General features: G+C 63.4%; 12 protein-coding genes. All 12 read right to left on the reverse strand.

All coding sequences use genetic code 11. The features are described from left to right. Nucleotides 1-38: 38 nt before the first annotated feature. Genes ftsA through GBCGDNIH1_RS14600 form a run of 12 tightly spaced genes read right to left on the reverse strand, consistent with a single transcriptional unit; the run spans nucleotide 39 to nucleotide 15,143 of the window. Nucleotides 39-1,337, reverse strand: a complete 1,299-nt coding sequence (gene ftsA / locus GBCGDNIH1_RS14545) for a cell division protein FtsA (RefSeq protein WP_011631132.1) — start codon at nucleotides 1,335-1,337, stop codon at nucleotides 39-41. Continuing rightward, nucleotides 1,334-2,248, reverse strand: a complete 915-nt coding sequence (locus tag GBCGDNIH1_RS14550) for a cell division protein FtsQ/DivIB (RefSeq protein WP_011631133.1) — start codon at nucleotides 2,246-2,248, stop codon at nucleotides 1,334-1,336. The genes ftsA and GBCGDNIH1_RS14550 overlap by 4 nt, the downstream gene beginning before the upstream one ends. Beyond that, nucleotides 2,236-3,159 carry a D-alanine--D-alanine ligase gene (locus tag GBCGDNIH1_RS14555; protein WP_011631134.1) on the reverse strand — a complete coding sequence of 308 codons (924 nt, stop codon included), beginning with the start codon at nucleotides 3,157-3,159 and terminating at the stop codon, nucleotides 2,236-2,238. The genes GBCGDNIH1_RS14550 and GBCGDNIH1_RS14555 overlap by 13 nt, the downstream gene beginning before the upstream one ends. After that, nucleotides 3,156-4,085 carry a UDP-N-acetylmuramate dehydrogenase gene (gene murB / locus GBCGDNIH1_RS14560; protein ID WP_011631135.1) on the reverse strand — a complete coding sequence of 310 codons (930 nt, stop codon included), beginning with the start codon at nucleotides 4,083-4,085 and terminating at the stop codon, nucleotides 3,156-3,158. Before murB ends, GBCGDNIH1_RS14555 begins: the two co-directional genes overlap by 4 nt. After that, the gene (gene murC / locus GBCGDNIH1_RS14565; protein WP_011631136.1) at nucleotides 4,082-5,527 is read right to left on the reverse strand and encodes a UDP-N-acetylmuramate--L-alanine ligase; all 1,446 of its coding nucleotides are present in this window, start codon (nucleotides 5,525-5,527) and stop codon (nucleotides 4,082-4,084) included. Before murC ends, murB begins: the two co-directional genes overlap by 4 nt. Further along, nucleotides 5,524-6,678 (reverse strand): undecaprenyldiphospho-muramoylpentapeptide beta-N-acetylglucosaminyltransferase, encoded by a 1,155-nt coding sequence (gene murG, locus GBCGDNIH1_RS14570; RefSeq protein WP_011631137.1) that lies wholly within the window; start codon nucleotides 6,676-6,678, stop codon nucleotides 5,524-5,526. The genes murC and murG overlap by 4 nt, the downstream gene beginning before the upstream one ends. After that, nucleotides 6,675-7,796, reverse strand: a complete 1,122-nt coding sequence (locus tag GBCGDNIH1_RS14575) for an FtsW/RodA/SpoVE family cell cycle protein (RefSeq protein WP_011631138.1) — start codon at nucleotides 7,794-7,796, stop codon at nucleotides 6,675-6,677. The genes murG and GBCGDNIH1_RS14575 overlap by 4 nt, the downstream gene beginning before the upstream one ends. Beyond that, complete coding sequence (gene murD / locus GBCGDNIH1_RS14580; protein WP_011631139.1) at nucleotides 7,796-9,184, reverse strand: UDP-N-acetylmuramoyl-L-alanine--D-glutamate ligase; 1,389 nt, start codon at nucleotides 9,182-9,184, stop codon at nucleotides 7,796-7,798. The genes GBCGDNIH1_RS14575 and murD overlap by 1 nt, the downstream gene beginning before the upstream one ends. Next, on the reverse strand, nucleotides 9,181-10,269 hold the full coding sequence (gene mraY / locus GBCGDNIH1_RS14585) for a phospho-N-acetylmuramoyl-pentapeptide-transferase (protein ID WP_011631140.1): 1,089 nt from the start codon (nucleotides 10,267-10,269) through the stop codon (nucleotides 9,181-9,183). Before mraY ends, murD begins: the two co-directional genes overlap by 4 nt. Further along, nucleotides 10,269-11,648 carry a UDP-N-acetylmuramoyl-tripeptide--D-alanyl-D-alanine ligase gene (gene murF / locus GBCGDNIH1_RS14590; RefSeq protein ID WP_011631141.1) on the reverse strand — a complete coding sequence of 460 codons (1,380 nt, stop codon included), beginning with the start codon at nucleotides 11,646-11,648 and terminating at the stop codon, nucleotides 10,269-10,271. Before murF ends, mraY begins: the two co-directional genes overlap by 1 nt. After that, complete coding sequence (locus GBCGDNIH1_RS14595; RefSeq protein ID WP_080504531.1) at nucleotides 11,645-13,117, reverse strand: UDP-N-acetylmuramoyl-L-alanyl-D-glutamate--2,6-diaminopimelate ligase; 1,473 nt, start codon at nucleotides 13,115-13,117, stop codon at nucleotides 11,645-11,647. Before GBCGDNIH1_RS14595 ends, murF begins: the two co-directional genes overlap by 4 nt. Beyond that, nucleotides 13,104-15,143 (reverse strand): peptidoglycan D,D-transpeptidase FtsI family protein, encoded by a 2,040-nt coding sequence (locus GBCGDNIH1_RS14600; RefSeq protein ID WP_025318179.1) that lies wholly within the window; start codon nucleotides 15,141-15,143, stop codon nucleotides 13,104-13,106. The genes GBCGDNIH1_RS14595 and GBCGDNIH1_RS14600 overlap by 14 nt, the downstream gene beginning before the upstream one ends. Nucleotides 15,144-15,145: the final 2 nt, after the last annotated feature.

Raw genomic sequence — 15,145 nt, forward strand, 5'->3', positions numbered from 1 at the left:
GGGCGCTGGCTGGACGAAATGGGTGACAGGAACAGGCATCAGACCCGCTCCTTCAGAAAATTGACGAAGCGGCGCACCAGACCGGTCGGGCGCTCCGCCTCAAGATCGAGATCATGCATGCTGCGACCCTGCCCGGCGGCCCAGGCGAGCAGCCCGGCTGCGGTGGCGAAGGCGGGGCCGGATGCATTATCGGGCAGGCCACGGAGATTATGGGGCCTGCCCTGTCTTACTTGCTTGTTCAGGATGGCAGCCGCCATTTCCCGAACGCCGGAAAGCTGGCTTGCGCCGCCCGTCAGCACGACACGGGCACCGGAGGCACGACCCAGGCCTGAGCTTTCCAGCCTTTCACGCACCAGCTCGAACGTTTCTTCGAGCCGGGGCTTGATAATGGAGACGATGGTGCTGCGCGGCACCTTCGTAATGTGTTCTTCGTCTTCCCCGACCAGAGGAACCGGCAGCATTTCCCTCTCATCGTCGGGGGAGGCTTGCGTACTGCCATACAGCGTTTTCAGCCGTTCGGCATGCGCGACCGTGGTGGACAGCAGGCGGGCAATGTCGTTGGTGACATGCACGCCGCCAATCGGCAGCTGGGCGGTATGCAGCACCTGTCCTTCTGCAAAAACAGCCATTCCCGTGGTCCCGCCGCCCATATCAATGACGGTGGCCCCCAGTTCACGCTCATCATCCACCAGGGTGGACATGGACGCCGCCATCGGTGCGGACACCAGTTCGGCAATGTCCAGATCGCACCGGCCGATGCAGGCGCTGAGATTACGCAGCGCGGTGTTGGTGGCGTCGATCACATGCAGCCGTGCGGTCAGTGTATCGCAGTGCATGCCTCTGGGATCGGCCACCCCCCCCATTTCATCCACGGCAAAATTGAGCGGTATCGCATGGAGCGTTTCCCGTCCTTCCGTCATCGCGCGGGAGCGTCCTTCCTGCACCACGCGGCGGATATCGGCATCGGTCACCGGTCTGCCGCCCACGGGCCACTGCACGTTGAACAGCCTGCTCTCCGGCTGACCGCAGGAGAGGTTGACAGTGACACTGCGCAGCCGCGTATCGGCCATATCCTCGGCCTGACCGACCGCCGCGCGAATAGCGCGTTCGGCTTCATCCAGATCGGTCACGCCGCCGCCGCGCACGCCCCGTCCTTTCTGCCAGCCGAAGCCCAACACACGCAGGGTGCCGTCGGCCTCGGCACGACCGATCACGCAGGCAATCTTGGTGGTTCCGATATCGAGCACGCCAAACGGTCCGCTACGGAAGTGGCGATTCCGTGGCAGTGTTTCAGGACCAGCCGAGGGCTGGTGCAGATGGCGGGCGCTGTCGCTCACGTCTGTCTCCGCACGGTCCGGATTGCGGGTTTTTCCGTGATCGCCTCGGAACGGGGACGCAGCACCATGCGGTCAGGCAGTCGAAGATCTACCGATTGCAGGGGCCGGTCGAGCAGTTCATGCTCCTTATGAAGGGCCGCCAGACGTTTGATAGCCTCCAGCGGATGATCCTCCGGCAGCAGCACGTCGGTTCCGTTCTGGAGCCGGAGATTCCAGCGGCGCCCATTGACCCGGACGGCGGCGATGACGTGGGCTTTCACCTCCGGCTCGGTTTTCAGCGCATCCAGCAACGTGGTTGCGGCGGCAGGGGCGCCCGCTCCGACCACCAGCGGCAGGGTGCGGAAGGTGGCGACATCCTGATCGGCCACGATCTGACCATCCCGGTCGATCAGCACGAATTTGCCCTGATTCTGCCAGATGGCGAAGGGACGGCGTTCGGTCAGCTTGACCACGATGGTACCGGGCAATCGCCGCTCTACCGATGCGTTTTCAACCCAGGACAGGGTTTCGATGCGCTGCCGGGCTTCAGCGACCGAGAAACCAAGCAGGGGATCGCCTTTACGCACCCCAAGCGCCGCATTCAGCAGCGGCTCCGGCGTGTTGGAACGGCCTTCGATCACGATATCCTGAATGCGCATGCCAAGGGTGGCCGTATGCTCCCCCAGTGTTTTGCGCAGGCTGGCCAATGTGGCGGAGGCTCCGTTCCCGTTGATATTGGGCTGTGGTGCTGCGACATGCAGCAGCACGCCGATTCCCACGACGGCGCTGATTCCCAGCACGCCCCAGCCCAGCGGGCGCAGCAGCCTGCGTTGCCGCCGCAGCAGGATGGTCATGCGGGCAGGCCGGTCCTGTATGCGCTGATTTTTGGAAGAGGATGCGCGCCGTTCGCGCGTCTGGGTCACGCGCGACATGTTGCCTGCTCCACCATCCATCGGCACAGGGAGACGAAGTCCATCCCCATCAGGGCTGCCTGTTCCGGCAGCAGGGAGGTCGGCGTCAGACCTGGCTGGGTGTTGACCTCCAGCAGCACCAGCCGCCCCGGCTCGGCGCGTGTATCGTCATAGCGGAAATCCGAACGGGTCGCGCCCCGGCATCCCAGCGCATGATGCGCGGCCAGAGCCACATCCAGCGCCCGCTTGAATGCATCCGGGTGCATCTGGGCGGGCAGGATATGGCGGGAGCCACCTTCAGCATATTTGGATTCATAGTCATAGAAGGCGGAGCGCGGCCTGATATCCGTGACCGTCAGGGCGCGATCATTCAGCACACCCACGGTCAGTTCGCGGCCGGGGATATATTCCTCGACCAGCGCCTGTCCGCCGAAGCTCCAGCTGCGGGCAATTTCCGTGCGCCGGTTATCGCCTTCATGCAGGATATGCACGCCCACCGCCGAGCCTTCATTGGCCGGCTTGATCACGAAGGGGCGTGGAAGCGGATCCTGTTCCGCCAGTTCCTCCACCGTGACCAGCCTGCCTTCGGCAACCGGTAGACCAGCGGCCAGAAAGGCGGTGCGTGCGGCGGCCTTGTCCATCGCAATGGCGGAAGCGCGAACCCCGGAATGGGTATAGGGAATGTTGAGCCAGTCGAGCACACCCTGAATGGCGCCATCCTCGCCGAAACGGCCATGGAGCGCGTTGAACACGACATCCGGCGCGGGCGTCAGGGCGGCGATGGTATCGCGCAGATCAGCCCCGACTTCGATCGGGGTGACCTCATAGCCTGCTTCACGCAGGGCGGCGACGACCTGTTGACCGGAGATGAGGCTGACGGCCCGTTCTTCGGAGATGCCGCCATACAGGACCACAACGCGTCTGATGCTCATGACTGACACTCCGGATGATGGAACGGAATTCCGATCCGTTTGATTTCCCAATGGAGGGTCGTGCCACAACTAGCCTGCACCCGTTGCCGGATTTCTTCGCCCAGCGCCTCCAGATCGGCGGCGGTGGCTTCGCCCGTGTTCAGCAGGAAGTTGCAATGCTTTTCACTGACCTGCGCACCGCCGCGGCTCAGACCGCGGCAGCCGGCTGCGTCGATCAGCTCCCACGCTTTTTGTCCGTCCGGATTGCGGAATGTGGAGCCGCCGGTACGCGCCCTCACCGGCTGGGCGGCATCCCGGGCGGCGCGTATATCCTGCATGCGGGCGATGATGTCGGCGGTATTGCCCGGTCGGGTTCGCAGGCGCGCCCGTACTACGGCACAGCCCGGTGGCAGCGCGGCATGGCGATATGACAGCGACAGGCGGGACGCTTCCAGCCGGGCGATGTCACCATCCAGCGCCAGTTCCACCCAGTCCAGCACGGATGCGATGTCGCTGCCATAAGCGCCTGCATTCATGGCGATGGCGCCCCCAATTGTGCCGGGAATGCCGCACAGAAATTCCAGCCCGGCCAGACCTGCCTGCGCTGCATGTTCAGCCACTGTCGCATCCAGTGCTGCCGCCCCTGCGATCATCCCGTCGCCATCGGTGGTGATCTCGTTGAAACCGCGTCCCAGTTTGACGGTAATCCCCGGCAGCCCGCCATCCCGGATAATCAGGTTGGAGGCCGCGCCGATGATCGTCATCGGCACCAGATTGCTGACACGCCGCTGCAGGGTGCACAGATCATCCGTGTCCGCGGGACGAAACAGGGTTTCAGCCTGGCCGCCTACACGGAACCAGGTTTGCGGTGCCAACGGCGCAGCATGCGTCACCCGCCCGCGCAGGGCGGTGAAGACGTCCGGGTTCTGCTGCGCCGAAACGATCATCCTCCGCTCCCTGTCCTGCGGATTTTGCTGCTTTTTGCCTGTAACGTGGCGAGTTCCTCCGGCAGGGTCTGAGCCCATGCGGTGATGTTGCCTGCGCCGAGGCAGACCACGAAATCACCGGGGCGTGCTATGGCATGGATCATCTCGGCAAGATGCTCCGGACCGGGGAGGGGTACAACACTTTTGTGCCCGCTGGTGCGCAGGCCATCGACCAGACTGTCACGATCCACACCCTCAATCGGAGATTCGCCCGCATTATAGACATCCGCAACGATGACGGTACCAGCATCATTCATGCAGGTACAGAATTCGTTGAACAGACTGGCAAGACGGGAGTAGCGGTGCGGCTGTACCACCGCGATCACATCGCGGGCACCGGCCTGCCGGGCGGCCCGTAACACGGCAGCAATTTCCACCGGGTGATGGCCGTAATCGTCGATGATTGTGATGCCGCCGGTTTCCCCGGTTTTCGTAAAGCGCCGCTTCACGCCCTTGAACGATGCAAACGCGCTTTGCAGCACGGAATCGGAAATCCCCATTTCCACTGCGACAGCAATAGCGGCCAGCGTATTGGCGATATTGTGCTCGCCGAGCATGGGCAGGCGCAGCGGTGGCGTGCGGCGGGTGCGGCGTGTCTGCCGGTCGGTGATCACGACCTCGAAAGTCGCGCCGAATTTATCGGTGTTGATGCGCTCGGCCCGCACATCGGCCTGCGGCGAGAACCCGTATGTGATGATGCGATGATCCGAAAGCTGGGGGATCATTTTCTGCACAGTCGGATGATCGATACACAGAACCGCAAAGCCGTAGAACGGGATATTGCTGACGAATTGCTGGTATCCGGCCTCCATGGCCTCGGCGGTGCCCCAATGGTCCAGATGTTCCGGGTCCATGTTGGTCACCACGGCGATGACGGCAGGCAGACGCAGAAAGCTGCCATCGCTTTCATCGGCCTCGACCACCATCCATTCACCCGCTCCGAGCCTGGTGTTGGTGCCGTAGGCATTGATGATGCCGCCATTGATGACGGTAGGATCAAGCTGGGCCGCTTCAAGCACCGCGGCGATCAGGGAGGTCGTGGTGGTCTTGCCATGGGTGCCGCCCACGGCCACTGCCCATTTCAGCCGCATCAGCTCGGCCAGCATCTCGGCGCGGCGTACGACAGGGATCAGTTTTGCGCGGGCGGCGGCGACTTCGGGATTGTCACGCCCGACTGCGGAGGAAATCACCACCACCTGAGCCGTGCCGAGATTGGCGGCATCATGGCCGATCATCACCTGAATGCCTGCTTCCCGTAGCCGTCGCACATTCTGGTTGTCGCTGATATCGCTTCCCTGCACGGCATAGCCAAGATTGTGCAGCACTTCTGCGATACCGGACATGCCGATGCCGCCGATACCGACGAAGTGAATCGTGCCGATGGTCAGTGGCAGCGCCCTCATGACTTAATCTCCCCCTTGAAGTCGCCCTGGGGCGCACGGGCTGTATCCAGACTCTGTTCCACCGTGTCGGCCAGCCGTGCCACGGCGTCTTGCATACCAAGGCGAGCCGCGTTGCGGGCCGCATCGGCAAGGGTGCCGGGTTCGGCCAGCAGCCCGGCGATGCGGGCCGCCAGCGTATCCGGGGTGAAATCCGGCTGACGGATCATCCAGCCGCCCTGCGCATCAACGAGGATGCGGGCATTGGCGGTCTGATGGTCATCAATAGCCCCCGGCAGAGGCACCATGATGGCCGGTCGCCCGATTGTCGCCAGTTCGGCGACGGTGGAGGCTCCAGCCCGGGCGATCACCAGATGCGCGTCTGCGATCAGGGTTGCGACATCGGTGAAAAACGGCGCCAGAATAGCCTCGATTCCGCAGGCCGCATAGGCCATCCGCACGCGATCGATATCTTCGGCACGGCATTGCTGAGTCACCCGCATGCGCTGCCGCAGAGCCGGGGGTAGCAGCGCGAGAGCGGCAGGTACCACATCGCTCAACACGCGTGCACCGAGTGACCCGCCCAGTATCAGCAGATTGATGACCCCCTCCGTGCCGGGCGGTGTGTAGGACGTGCCTGCCAGTGCGGCGATGGCGGGCCGGACCGGATTGCCGGTCACCAGAGTTCTGGTGCCTGCCGGCACATGGCTGGTGCTGGCGAAGCTGAGCGCCAGACAGTGTATTTTGCGGGCCAGCAACCGGTTGGCCCGTCCGAGCACGGCATTCTGTTCATGCAGGATGACCGGGACGTTGCGGGCGCGCAGCCTGGCCCCCAGCACGGGTGGAATGCAGGGATAGCCACCGAAACCGACGATGCAGCCAGCCTCCAGCCTGCGCAGCAAGGCTCCGGCTTTCACAACGCCGTGCCCCAATGCGATCACGGCCTGACCGGCCCGCCGGATGCCGCGTCCGGCAATCCCGGCCCCCGGCAGCACGAAGCGATCCGTATCGGCAAATACGGTGCTGGTCAGTCCGCCGGAGCGAGCATCGGTCATCAACACAATTTGCCGCCCGCGCCTTTTCAGCTCGGCGGCCAGCGCCTCGGCCGGGAAGAAATGACCGCCCGTACCGCCTGCGGCGATGATGATCGGGCGCTGTGCCTGATCGCGCCTCATGACACGTCTCCATGATGGCGCGTGCGGGTCAGGGCCAGCAGCATGCCCATCCCGAGCGAAATCGCGATCACCGAGGAGCCGCCATAGGAAACGAAAGGCAGCGTCATGCCCTTGGTCGGGATCAGATGCAGGGTGGAGGCCATGTTGACGAAAGCCTGCAACCCGAAGCTGGTAACCAGCCCGGCAGAGGCGAGCACGATGAACAGATCCTGCTCCCGCATCAGACGCAGCAACTGCCTGATGACGATGAAGGCAAAAATCAGCACGATGATGCTGCATAGCACCATGCCGAATTCTTCACCCGCCACCGCGAACACGAAATCGGCATGGGCATCGGGAAGCTGGTTTTTCACATAGCCTTCGCCGGGGCCGCGCCCCAGCAAGCCACCATTGCCAAACGCTTCCAGCGCCTTGTCCACCTGATAGCTGTCGCCGGATTGCGGATGCAGAAAGCGCTCCACGCGGCTACGCACATGGGGGAATAATGTGTAGGCGGCCAAGCCTGCCCCGGCAAAGCCGCCGACCCCGATCAGCACCAGCAGCATGTTCAGCCCTGCAATGAAAAGCTGGGCGAAAAACACGGAGGACAGCACCGCCAGCATGCCGATATCCGGCTGTGATTTCAGCAGCATGGCCATCACCAGAAACAGCCCGACCGCCACCAGCGTGCCGGGAAAACCACGGCTGCGCTTGCCCTCCGCGATCAGCCATGCGGCCACGACAGCAAAGGAAGGTTTCAGGAATTCGCTGGGCTGCAAGGCCATGCCGGGCAGGGCGATCCAGCGTCGGGCCCCCTTGATCTCCACCCCATGCACCAGTGTCATGGCGGTGAGCAGGATGGCCCCTGCACAGGCCACCAGTGCCAGCCTGCGGATATTGCGCGGGGTCAGCAGTGAGGTGGCCACAACAGTCACCGATGCAAGCGCCAGAAAGATCACTTGCTTCAGGATGAACATATCGCGGTTTTCACCGATGCGTTCCGCTACGGCGGGGCTGGCGGCTAGCATCATGACATAGCCGAATCCGATCAGCGTGCTGACAGCCAGCAATGTCCAGCGATCGACCGTCCACCACCAGCGGCCCAAAAGGGATGTGTCGGTGCGGGACAGGCTCGGCATCAGACGCCTCCCCCGATCTGCTGCTGCACCAGGCTGCGGAAATGATCGCCACGGGCCTCGAAATGCGCGAACTGGTCGAAACTGGCGCAGGCAGGGGAGAGCAGCACGATGTTACTGCCACTTTCCTTCACCAGTGCGGCAGCCATGGTGACGGCGTTGTCCAGCGTACCGGCATCGGTATGCGGAACACCATGCGCCCGCAGCGTTTCGGCCAATATCGGCGCATCCCGCCCGATCAGCAGCGCATGCGTCACGCGCGGCAGCAAGGGGGCCAGATCCTCGATCCCGCCTTCCTTGGCGATGCCGCCGGCAATCCAGAGGATCCGTTCATGGCAGATCAGGGCGCGCGCGGTAGAATCCGCATTGGTCGCCTTGCTGTCATTGATCCACAGGATGCCATCCGCCTCGGCAATGCGTTCCTGACGGTGGGGCAAGCCGGGGAAACTGGCGACGCCCGCTGCAACCTGCTCACGCTTCACACCCAGAAAAAGCGTGATTGCCGCCGCTACCGCCGCATTCTGCGCATTATGCGCCCCCGGCAGCGCGGCAGCCTGCACCATGGGCAGGATTGGTCCCTGCATGTCGGTCAGGGTGCCGAACTGCATGCCGTATTCTGCTTGCGTATCGCCGCAGAGCGCCCCTGAAACCAGGGCTATGCGGGCGGGATGACCATCTTTCCGGAGCGTTTCTGCCATCGCGGCGGAAAGCGGATCGTCGATGCCGATGACAGCGAGATCAGCCCCGGTCTGGCGCTGGAAAATCTCCCGTTTGGCCGTTTCATAACCCGCCATATCGCCATGGCGGTCGATATGATCCGGGCTGAGATTGAGCATGGCGGCGGCATCGAAGCGCAGGGTCTGCAACCGTTCCAGCATGTAGCTGGACATCTCCAGCACATAGACGCCGTTATCAGGCAGCAGGGGCAGCGCCAGCGCGGCAGGCCCCAGATTGCCGCCGGCTGCAACCGGGCAGCCCGCTTCCCGCAGAATATGCGCGGTCAGCGCGGTGGTGGTGGATTTGCCGTTGGTGCCGGTGATGCCGACGAAACGGGCGCGGGATCCGCTCAGGCGCACGGCCTGATACAACAGCTCGGCATCCGACAGTACCGGCACACCGGCCAGCAACGCTGCTACGGCGACAGGGTGTGGTTTCGGCAGGCGATGTGGAATGCCGGGGGACAGGATCAGCGCATCCAGCCCCTCGACCGAAAGGGGGGAGACAGTCAGTCCGGCATTGCCGGCTTCGCTCCGAGCGGCCTCGCCGTCATCCCAGACGGTGACATCTGCACCCATCGCCACCAGCGCTTGCGCGGCTGGCAGACCATTCCGGCCAAGCCCGAGCACGCCGTAGCGCTTGCCGTGCAGCAGCCTGTCGGAAAAGCCGCTCATCGGATTTTCAACGTCGCCAGCCCGGCCAGAGCCAGGATGAAGGAGACGATCCAGAAGCGGATCACGATGGTGGATTCAGGCCAGCCTTTCTTCTCGAAATGATGATGCAGAGGGGCCATCAGGAACACGCGCCGACCGGTGCGCTTGTACCAGAACACCTGCACGATGACGGAGATGGTTTCCACCACGAACAGGCCGCCGACAATGGCCAGCACGATTTCGTGTTTGGTGGCGATGGCGACACCCCCGAGTGCGCCACCCAGCGCAAGGCTGCCGGTATCGCCCATAAAGACGCGGGCCGGTGGTGCATTGAACCAGAGAAAGCCCAGCCCGGCGCCGATCAGGGCGGAGCAGAATACGGTCAGCTCCCCGGTGCCTGCGACCTCGTTCAGTTGCAGATAGGTGGCGAAGACATGATTGCCGACCAGATAGGCGATCAGCGCAAATACACCGGCGGCTATGATGGTGGGGACAATGGCCAGCCCGTCCAGACCATCGGTCAGATTGACGGCGTTGGAGGCCCCCATGGCGACCAGCATGCCAAAAAGCGGAAAGGCGAAGCCGAGCGGAATCAGCACGTCCTTCAGCAGCGGAATGGCCAATCCGGTGGAGAGCGGATCACGCGTCAGCGACATGATCCAGATCGCTGCTATCAGCCCGATGACGGCCTGACCGATCAGCTTGACGCGACCGGGCAGCCCCTTGGTGTTGCGCTTGCTGAGCTTCAGGTAATCATCCGCAAAGCCGATCCCGCCATAGCCGAGGGTCAGCAGCAGGACCGCCCAGACATAGCCGTTCCGCAAATCGGTCCAGAGCAGGGTGCTGATGCCGGTGGCGGCGAGGATCAGTACGCCTCCCATGGTGGGAGTGCCCTTTTTCTCCAGCAGATGGCGTTCCGGTCCGTCCTCGCGGATCGGCTGACCACCGCGCTGCACGCTTTTCAGCCAGCGGATCAGCGCGGGGCCAAGCAGAAAGCTGACGATCAGCGCCGTCATACACGCAGCGCCGGAGCGGAAGGTGATGTAGCGGAACAGGTTGAACAGAAAGAACTGCTCTGCCAGCGGATGCGCGAGATCATACAGCATCAGCGTGCTCCCTCGCGGATAGAATGGGTCAGGGCATCCAGCGCTGCCGTCACGATGCACATGCGGCTGCCGAAGGAGCCTTTGACCAGAATGGTATCACCATCCCGGATAGCGGCGCTCACCACCGGGGCGAGGGAGGCAGAATCGGCTTCATGCGCACCCCGAACAGAGGCAGGCAGGGCATCGAACAGGTGGCGCATCATGGGTCCGCAGGTAAAGGCAAGATCGGCACAGGCGGCGATGTCTTGCGCCAGACCGGCATGTTCGGCAACCGCCTGATCGCCCAATTCGAGAATATCGCCCAGAACGACGATGCGCCGGCTGGCCGGGGTCAGTCTCAGCACGTCCAGAGCGGCACGAATGCTGGCGGAGGAAGCGTTGTAGCTTTCATCCAGTAACACGGCCTGACCGTCATTGAGGGCAATGGAACGCTTCGCGCCACGCCCTGCCAGCGCATGGAAATTTTCCAGCGCAGCGGCAGCCGGGTGCGGGTCAAACCCTGCCGCATCCACGGCGGAGAGGGCTGCCAGCGCATTCATGGCCATATGACGGCCCGGTGCGCCGATGGTGCAGGACAGGCTTTGCCCCCGCACTACAATATCGAGCCGTGAACTGTCCGTTGCCGCTTCGATCTGTTGCAGTCGGACCATGCTGTTGGCGTCAGTGCCGAAGGTCATCACGCGATGAGGAGCAGCCTGCGCCATCAGGCGCGGCAGCATCGGGCTGTCGGCGGGCATGATCGCCACGCCATCCGCTGCCAGCCCGGAGAAAAGAGCCGCTTTTTCGTCGGCGATGGCCTCGATACTGCCGAGGTGACCGATATGGGAGCGTTCGACCGTGGTGATGATGGCGACATGCGGGCGGGCAAGGGCTGCGAGGGGTGCGATTTCTCCGGCATGGTTCATGCCGATTTCGACCACGCAGCTCCGGGCGCTTTCCGGCAGTCGGGCGAGGGTCAGCGGCACGCCCCAATGATTGTTGTAGGAGGCATAGGCCGCATGTACCGGCCCGAATGGAGCCAGCGCGGTGCGCAACATTTCCTTGGTCGTGGTCTTGCCGACACTGCCGGTTACGGCGAAGACGGTGCCGTGGAAGCGGTCGCGTGCAAAGCGGCCCAGCGCCTGCAAGGCACTCATGGTATCGTTCACCAGCAGGCGTGGTCCGGGACCGTCACGATGGGCTAAAACACCTGCCGCACCCCGCGCCAGGGCCGCCTCGGCATGGTCGTGTCCATCGCCATTGTCTCCTTGCAGCGCCACGAAAAGATCGGCAGGCTCCAGCGTGCGGGTATCAATCGAGACGCCATGCGCATCGAAGGGCATGGAGAAGCGGCCGCCGGTTGCGGCCAGCAGGGCCTCACGGGTCCAGAGTGCGCTCATGACGTCACCTGAGCGGCGATAGCGCGGGCGACCGAGACATCGTCGAAAGGATGCACCGTTTTGCCGATGGTCTGGCCCTGCTCATGCCCCTTGCCTGCAATGGCCAACACATCGCCAGGCTGAAGGCTGCGGATGGCATGGGCAATGGCTTCGGCCCGGTCGCCGATTTCCTCGGCATCGGGGCAGGCAGCGAGAATGGCAGCACGTATTTTCGCCGGATTTTCCGAGCGGGGGTTGTCGTCGGTCACGATCAGACGGTCGGCATGGGTGCGGGCCGCTTCCCCCATCAGCGGTCTTTTGCCGGGATCGCGATCTCCGCCCGCCCCAAACACGACATGCAGCTTTCCGCTGGTATGCGGCCGCAACGCATCCAGCAGACGCTCCAGAGCGTCGGGGGTATGAGCGTAATCGACATAGATCGCAGCCCCGTTGGGCAGGGTGGCGGCCTGCTCCATCCGGCCGCGCACGCCGGTCAGGCGTGACAGCAGAGGCACAATCCCCCTTTTGCCGAGCGAGGCGGCAATCGTGGCGGCGGTGATGATGTTGTCTGCCTGAAAACGGCCTGGCAGAGGCACGTTGATGCGGTGTGTGGTGCCCTCTTCCCGGATGGTCAGATACTGTCCCCCGGCATGAGGCTCGATCGCCAGCAGCGGCAGCGGAGAGTCTGGCGAACCCGCAATGATCAGCCTCAACCCACGCCGTCTCGCAATACCGCGCAGCGCCTCCAGCGTGATCTGATCGAGCGTGGGGGAGGCAATGGCAGGCGCGCCAGCGGGCAGCAGATCGGCGAACAGGCGCAGCTTGGCGGTGCGGTAGGCGGCTTCGGTCCCGTGATAATCCAGATGATCGCGGGTGAGGTTGGTGAAAGCGGCAGCCGATAACCGGACGCCATCCAGACGGAACTGATCCAGACCGTGAGAGGATGCTTCCAGCGCGGTATGCTGAATCCCGGCCCGTGCCAGCATGGCCAGAGTTTGGGCCAGTGTCACCGGATCAGGCGTGGTCAGGCTGTCCTGCGGGTGAAAGCCTTCCGCGATCAGGCCGAGTGTGCCGAGGCTGGCAGCAGAACGACCCAGCAGAGTCCATATCTGCCGCAGAAAATCCGCCGTACTGGTTTTCCCGTTGGTGCCGGTGATGGCCGCGATGGTGTGAGGTTGTGCTCCGGCCAGCCGTGCCGCCATCAAGGCGAGCAATCGGCGCGGTTCAGCATCCTGAATCATCGGGCGGGGCGGAACGCCGGGCGGCCAGGCCGTGCCGGCGGGTGCCAGAATGGCGGCCGCGCCGCGCTCCACGGCATCGGCGATAAAGCGTCTTCCATCCGTTTTCTGGCCGGGCAGAGCGGCAAAGACCCAGCCGGGCATAACCTGACGGCTGTCGGCCGTAATCCCGCTGATATGAACGCCCGCCATGCCGGTCAGGCTTGTGACCGGGGCTGCGGAAGTATCTGCCAGGAGATTACTCAGCATCATCATGACCCGCCGGTACGTCGAAGCGTGCCTGATGGCGCAGATCCTTGATATGCTGCTCCCTGAGTTGCCTTTCTGTCGGGGTTGAGACCTCCGGAGAGGCTTGCTCACGTGCGCTGCGCTTTTCGGCGGCCAGAGCGGCCTTTTCACGGGCGGCATTGGCTTTTTCTTCGGCGGAGGACACCATGGTGCGTCGTGCGCCCGCAGGGACGCCGGGTTGCAGGGGGATGTCCAGACTGGCCTGAATGGCGGCGCGTTTGTCCTCCGGTGCGGGCATCAGGCCCAGCATCGGCCCGATACGGGCGATGACACGCCCCGCACCCGGCGCACTGACCTGCCCGGCGGTGGAGTAGCCACCGGTTTCCTTGGTGCCGTGCGGTTCATCGAGCATGAAATACACCGCATAGCGCGGCGCATTCATCGGAAACACGCTCATGAAGGCGCTGACATTGGCGTGTTTTTTATAACCATGCGCACCGATTTTTTCCGCCGTGCCGGTTTTGCCGCCGACGAAATACCCAGGTACGTCCGCGGCCTTGCCGTATCCTGCGGTCACCACCAGCCGCATCAGCTTGCGCAAGGTGGCCGAGGTTTCCGGTGCCATGACGCGCGTGCCGATGGCTTCCCCGGCCGGAGCATCTTCCGGGGCTGCCAGAATGGTCGGTTTTACCAGAATTCCGCCATTGGCCAATGTCGCCGTTCCCCGCACGACATGCAGCGGAGAGACCGCGATGCCATGGCCGAAACCCACCGTCATGGTGGTCAGCTCTTTCCAGCGGGAGGCGGGCGGAACAATCGGCAGACCTGCTTCCGGCAATTCAATGCCGATCCGCTGGAACATACCCATGGCACGGAGCCATGTGCGCTGTTTTTCCGCCCCTGCCGTCATCGCCATATGTGCGGCACCGAGATTGGAGGAGTACGCCAGCACTTCGGGAAAAGCCAGCGCACGATGCTTGCCTTTGAAATCCGTGATCGTGAAGCGACCGATACGGATGTTGTTGGCCGCATCGAAATAATCCCACAGATGGGCAGAGCCGGTATCCAGCGCCAGCGCGGCAGTTTGCAGTTTGAAGGTCGATCCCGGTTCGTACATGCCGGTGACCGCCCGGTTGAATCGATCATTGGCCTCGGTCTGGCCGAAGGCGTTGGCATCGTAATCGGGCAGGCTGACCATGGCGATGACTTCGCCGGTGCGCACATCCATCACGATTCCGCACGCGCCGATCGCGGTGAAGGTGGTCATGGCGGACTGGAGTTCTTCACTCAGCACGGCCTGCACGCGCACATCAATGGACAGGCGCAGCGGCGTTGTGTCCTTGCGCAGTCGATCATCGAAAGCGCGTTCGACGCCGGCCACCCCGTGTTCATCCACATCGACCCCGCCCAGAATCTGGGCCGCCACGCGTCCCAGCGGATAGTGCCGCTTTTCCGAAGGCTGGAAATAGACACCGGGAATGCCCAGCGCATTCACCTTCAGCACATCGCGGGGTGTAATCTGGCGGGCGATGTAGACGAACTGTTTCTGGCTGGCCAGTCGTGCCTTCACGACGTCTTCGTCCAGTTGCGGCAGCACGGTCTTGAGTTTGTGAGCCGCTTCCGCCGTGTCGATCATTTCGCGGGGATTGGCGTATAGCTCGGAAGTCGGCAGAGAAATCGCCAGAATCTGGTTGTTCCGGTCTACAATGGTCGCGCGCTGCACAAAGGCGGTGGGCGCGTCGGATTTATGCTCGTCTTCCCCTGATTTATAGGCGGTGTGGACCGGGATATGCGGCAGCATCGGCTGGAGTACGGTCGCATCTGCCAGCTTCAGCATGACGGCCGTGTAAAGACCCAGAAATCCGAAAGCGGCAAACAGCAATCGCCCCCGCGTACGGTCCATCAAGGCGCGGCGCGCAAGATCGGGTGCCGTGATGCGCACTGTTTCAGATGGCAGGCCGGACGGATCGGGCTGTACAAAACCCAACCCCGCCGGACGGCGGGGGGCAGAATCGGGTGGGGGTGCCTGGGTGCCGAAATCGTCAGTCATAG

Source organism: Granulibacter bethesdensis CGDNIH1 (genome assembly GCF_000014285.2).
Taxonomy (GTDB): domain Bacteria; phylum Pseudomonadota; class Alphaproteobacteria; order Acetobacterales; family Acetobacteraceae; genus Granulibacter; species Granulibacter bethesdensis.

Excerpts from the sequence above, each read along its gene's own strand:
- murC (WP_011631136.1), bottom strand. The coding sequence starts at position 5,527 with ATGAGGGCGCTGCCACTGACCATCGGCACGATTCACTTCGTCGGTATC.
- GBCGDNIH1_RS14595 (WP_080504531.1), bottom strand. The coding sequence starts at position 13,117 with ATGATGCTGAGTAATCTCCTGGCAGATACTTCCGCAGCCCCGGTCACA.
- GBCGDNIH1_RS14600 (WP_025318179.1), bottom strand. The coding sequence starts at position 15,143 with ATGACTGACGATTTCGGCACCCAGGCACCCCCACCCGATTCTGCCCCC.
- murF (WP_011631141.1), bottom strand. The coding sequence starts at position 11,648 with ATGAGCGCACTCTGGACCCGTGAGGCCCTGCTGGCCGCAACCGGCGGC.
- mraY (WP_011631140.1), bottom strand. The coding sequence starts at position 10,269 with ATGCTGTATGATCTCGCGCATCCGCTGGCAGAGCAGTTCTTTCTGTTC.
- GBCGDNIH1_RS14550 (WP_011631133.1), bottom strand. The coding sequence starts at position 2,248 with ATGTCGCGCGTGACCCAGACGCGCGAACGGCGCGCATCCTCTTCCAAA.
- murD (WP_011631139.1), bottom strand. The coding sequence starts at position 9,184 with ATGAGCGGCTTTTCCGACAGGCTGCTGCACGGCAAGCGCTACGGCGTG.
- murB (WP_011631135.1), bottom strand. The coding sequence starts at position 4,085 with ATGATCGTTTCGGCGCAGCAGAACCCGGACGTCTTCACCGCCCTGCGC.
- murG (WP_011631137.1), bottom strand. The coding sequence starts at position 6,678 with ATGAGGCGCGATCAGGCACAGCGCCCGATCATCATCGCCGCAGGCGGT.
- GBCGDNIH1_RS14555 (WP_011631134.1), bottom strand. The coding sequence starts at position 3,159 with ATGAGCATCAGACGCGTTGTGGTCCTGTATGGCGGCATCTCCGAAGAA.
- GBCGDNIH1_RS14575 (WP_011631138.1), bottom strand. The coding sequence starts at position 7,796 with ATGCCGAGCCTGTCCCGCACCGACACATCCCTTTTGGGCCGCTGGTGG.